Here is a 4,307-nt window from a genome sequence, read left to right on the forward strand (position 1 = left end):
CTCGCCGCCCTGCTGCTCTCGCGGTTCGACATCGTGCTGCTCGACGAGCCGACGAACGACCTCGACCTGGACGGCCTCGACCGGCTCGAGGGCTTCGTGCGCGGCCTCCGAGGCGGGGTCGTCCTCGTCAGCCACGACCGCGAGTTCCTGGCGCGCTCGGTGACCGCCGTCCTCGAGCTCGACCTCGCGCAGTCCTCGAACCGGCTCTTCGGCGGTGGCTACGACTCGTACCTCGAGGAACGCGAGATCGCCCGCCAGCACAAGCGCGACGCCTACGAGGAGTTCGCGTCCACCAAGGCGGACCTCGTCTCCCGCGCCCGCACACAGCGCGAGTGGTCGAGCCAGGGCGTCCGGAACGCGATGCGCAAGAACCCCGACAACGACAAGATCCGTCGTCGTGCTGCCTCCGAGTCGAGCGAGAAGCAGGCGCAGAAGGTCCGTCAGATGGAGTCCCGCATCGCCCGGCTGGACGAGGTCGAGGAGCCGCGCAAGGAGTGGCAGCTGGAGTTCACGATCGGCAGCGCGCCCCGGTCCTCGGCGGTCGTCGCCACGCTGTCCGACGCGACGTTCGTGCAGGGCGACTTCACGCTCGGGCCGGTCTCGCTGCAGGTCGACGGCGGTGACCGCATCGGCATCACCGGACCGAACGGCGCCGGCAAGTCCACGCTGCTCCGCGCACTGCTCGGCAAGCAGGCGCCCACGACCGGCACGGCGTCCCTCGGGTCCAGCGTCGCGGTCGGCGAGATCGACCAGGCACGCGCGGCCTTCACGGGCGAGCAGCCCCTGGCCGACGCGTTCGAGGCGATCGTGCCCGAGTACACGACGGCGGACGTCCGGACCCTGCTCGCGAAGTTCGGGCTCAAGGCGGACCACGTCGGTCGTCCCGCGAACGCGCTGTCGCCCGGCGAGCGGACCCGCGCCGGCCTCGCACTGCTGCAGGCACGCGGCGTGAACGTCCTCGTGCTCGACGAACCCACCAACCACCTCGACCTCGCCGCGATCGAGCAGCTCGAACAGGCGCTCGACTCGTACGACGGCACCCTGCTCCTCGTCACGCACGACCGCCGGATGCTCGAGACCGTCCGCCTCGACCGGCAGTGGCGGGTCGAGGCCGGCCGCGTCACCGAGGCCTGACCGACCGCCGCACGGACTCGTCGTCGGTGCCGACGAGCGGCATCACGGCAGCCGGTCGGCAGCACGGCGGCCCTGCGGCACCAGAGCTGCCGGTCGGGGTCAGGGCGTCGGCACGCCGGGCGCGGAGCCTGCGGTCGCTCCGCCGCCCCGCGTCCACGAACCGGCCACCGGGCGCACCTCGACGAAGCCGCCGTGCTCGGTGGCAGGGTTCCGCCGGGCGATCGCGACGGCGGCGTCCAGGTCCGGCGCCTCGATGACCCCGATGCCGTCGAGCGCGGCCGTCACCCCGGGACCGCTCGACGGGCCGTCACCGTCGATCCGCACCGACTCGGCGGCAGGACCGAAGGCGAAGGCCGCGACGAGCACGCCGGAGTCGATGAGCTCCGAGGCGTGCCGGTCGTGGGCGGCGAGCTCCTCGGGGGACGCCTCGCCCGGGCCTCCGTGGATGAGGACGACGAAGTGCGGCATTCCCCCGGCCTACACCGTGGTCCGGACGTGCGCCCGCACGGTCAGCGACGAATGCCCAGCCGCTCGATGACCTCGGCGCTCTCCTCGTCCGGGGTGCGGTCGGCCGCGACGGTGATGTGCGCCTCGTCGTCACCGGGGACCTCGAGCGTGGCGAGCTGCGACTGCAGCAGCGACGTCGGCATGAAGTGGCCGGAACGCTTCGACATCCGGTCCTCGATGAGCGCCCCGTCGCCGGCGACGTGCACGAACACCACACCGGGCGCTCGGAGGACGTCGCGGTAGGAGCGCTTGAGCGCCGAACAGGTCACCACGCCGGGGGTCCCCTCGTCGAGGTGTGACCGGATCCACGCCGCGATCACGTCGAGCCACGGCCAGCGGTCCTCGTCGGTGAGCGGGGTCCCGGCGTGCATCTTGTCGACGTTCGCCTGCGGGTGCATGGCGTCGCCCTCGGCGAACTCCCACCCGAGCTGTTCGGCGACCATCGCGGCGACGGTCGACTTGCCGGATCCGGAGACGCCCATCACGACGAGGACGCGTGCGTCGGGTGCGGTGAAGGTGCTCAATGGATGAACACCCCCGCGAGCAGGACGCCCAGCAGACCGAACACCGAGATGAGGCACTCGAGCATCGTCCAGGTCTTGAAGGTCTGCCCCACCGTGGTGTTGAGGTACCCCTTCACGAGCCAGAACCCGGCGTCGTTCACGTGCGACAGGAACACCGATCCGGCACCGATCGCGAGCACGAGCAGCGAGGTCATCGGCGAGGACAGGTCGTGCGCGATCGGCGCCATGATGCCCGCGGCCGTGACGGTGGCGACCGTGGCGGATCCGGTGGCGACGCGCACGAGCGCGGACACCACCCACGCGACGAGCAGCACCGAGATGCCGGAGTCCTTCACGGCGTCGGCGATCACCCCGCCGATGCCGGTGTCGATGAGGACCTGCTTGAAGCCACCGCCAGCACCGACGATGAGGAGGACGCCCGCGACCGGCGGCAGGGCGCTCTCGAGGGACTTCGACACGGCCGAGCGGTCCATGCCGCCGCCGATCGCGAAGAAGACCATCGCGTAGACCGCGGCGATCCCGATGGCGATCATCGGCGACCCGAGGAAGTCGAGCAGGCTGACCCACGAGCCCGAGGCGTCCGGGACGGTGGCTTCGCGGATCGCCTGCGCGAGCATCAGGACGACGGGAAGCAGGATGCCGACGAGCGCGACCGCGAAGGACGGGCTGCGCGGCTCGCTGATGACGCGGGTGAAGTCGCTCTTGCCGTGGGGCAGGGAGGCGGTGTCCTGCGTGGCGGGGCCGCGCCGCGCCTCCCGTCCGCCGGAGGCGGGGTCGTCCGGGCCGGATGCCGACCCACGCGTGCCGAACATGTCGGGTGCGGGGATGTCGACCCAGCGCGCCGCGAACCGCGCGAAGACCGGACCGGCGAGGACGATGACCGGGATCGCGAGCACGATGCCGAACGCGAGCGTCGTGCCGAGGTTCGCGCCGACCGTCGAGATCGCGACGAGCGGGCCGGGGTGCGGCGGGACGAACGCGTGCATCGTCGAGAGACCGACGAGTGCGGGCACGGCGATCTTCATGATCGGGACGGAGCTGCGCTTCGCCACGAGCACGATGATCGGGATGAGGAGGACGAGGCCGACCTCGAAGAACATCGGCAACCCGATGAGCGCTCCGATCAGGGCCATCGTCCACGGGAGCGCCGCCTTCGACGACCGGCGCACGAGGGTGTCGACGACACGGTCCGCCGCGCCGGAGTCGACGAGCATCTTGCCGAACATCGAGCCGAGGCCGACGAGGATGCCGACGCTCGTCATCGTGGCGCCGAACCCGTTGCCGAAGCTCGTGACGGCCTTGTTCGGGGCGAGTCCCGCGCCGATCCCGACGCCGAGCGCACCGATCGTCAACGCGATGAACGGGTGCACCTTGAGCCAGGTGATGAGGGCGATGATCACGACGATGCCGATGACCGCCGCGATGATCAGCTGCGCGACCGGCCCCGACGGGTCGACCGCTTCGGTGCCGGCTGGTTCCGCCGCCAGGACGGTGACCGCGTGGGCCGCGACCGCGTGGGCCGTGGCCGGATCGGCCGGGAGAGCGTGAGGCATCGGTGCCCCTTCCTGGAGCCGCTGCCGTGCGGCTCCGTCGCCTTCGTGTCGAGTGCGGCGGGTGCTTCGCACGCCGACCGCTAATAATCTGATTAATCAGACTATACGACGATCCACCGCGCGGCATCCGCCCTCCGGGGCAGTCTGCCGATTCGATGGGGAGCGCGTCACGTCCACTGCGTGCCGCGTACTGCATGGAGGAACGATGCCGACCGGCCGCGGACTGCACGCCCACGTGCTCGAGACCCTCGGGCAGCGCATCGTCGACGGCACGCTCGCCGCCGGCACCGTGGTCCGCCCCGAGCTCGTCGCCGGCGAGTTCGGCGTGTCGCGGTCGGTCGTCCGCGAGGCGCTCCGCGTCCTGCAGTCCCTCGGGCTCGTCGAACCCCGGCAACGGGTCGGCACGCAGGTGCTCGGCATCGGCTCGTGGGAGCTCCTCGCGCCGACCGTCATCCGGTGGCGCGGGGCCTCGCCGTCGTACTTCGTCCAGCAGCGCGAGCTCCTCGAGCTGCGCCTCGGGGTGGAGCCCGTCGCCGCGACGCTGACGGCCGGGACCCCAGGGGCGCCGCGGTGCTTCGCGCCGCCACCG

Annotated in this window: 5 protein-coding genes; 2 read left to right on the forward strand and 3 right to left on the reverse strand. The window is 71.7% G+C overall.

Annotated elements, in window-relative coordinates:
- The coding region (locus tag I5E_RS02355; RefSeq protein ID WP_022905576.1) for an ATP-binding cassette domain-containing protein at positions 1-1,134 on the forward strand (1,134 nt) is incomplete at its 5' end.
- Between the two features lie 99 nt (positions 1,135-1,233).
- Here I5E_RS02355 and I5E_RS02360 read toward each other — a convergent pair.
- From I5E_RS02360 to I5E_RS02370, 3 genes are read right to left on the reverse strand one after another with little or no spacing between them, the layout of a single operon-like run.
- Positions 1,234-1,602, reverse strand: coding sequence for a YciI family protein (locus tag I5E_RS02360; protein WP_022905577.1), 369 nt, complete (start codon positions 1,600-1,602; stop codon positions 1,234-1,236).
- Between the two features lie 41 nt (positions 1,603-1,643).
- Positions 1,644-2,123: a gluconokinase gene (locus I5E_RS02365; protein ID WP_042723510.1), complete on the reverse strand. Its 480-nt coding sequence runs from the start codon at positions 2,121-2,123 to the stop codon at positions 1,644-1,646.
- 38 nt (positions 2,124-2,161) lie between these two features.
- Entirely contained in the window at positions 2,162-3,718 is a 1,557-nt protein-coding gene (locus tag I5E_RS02370) for a GntP family permease (RefSeq protein ID WP_022905579.1), read from the reverse strand.
- Positions 3,719-3,923: 205 nt separating this feature from the next.
- Here I5E_RS02370 and I5E_RS02375 point away from each other — a divergent pair.
- Positions 3,924-4,307 (forward strand): FadR/GntR family transcriptional regulator (locus I5E_RS02375; protein ID WP_022905580.1); only part of this gene is annotated, 384 nt, incomplete at its 3' end.

Source organism: Curtobacterium sp. B18, assembly GCF_000333375.1.
Taxonomy (GTDB): domain Bacteria; phylum Actinomycetota; class Actinomycetes; order Actinomycetales; family Microbacteriaceae; genus Curtobacterium.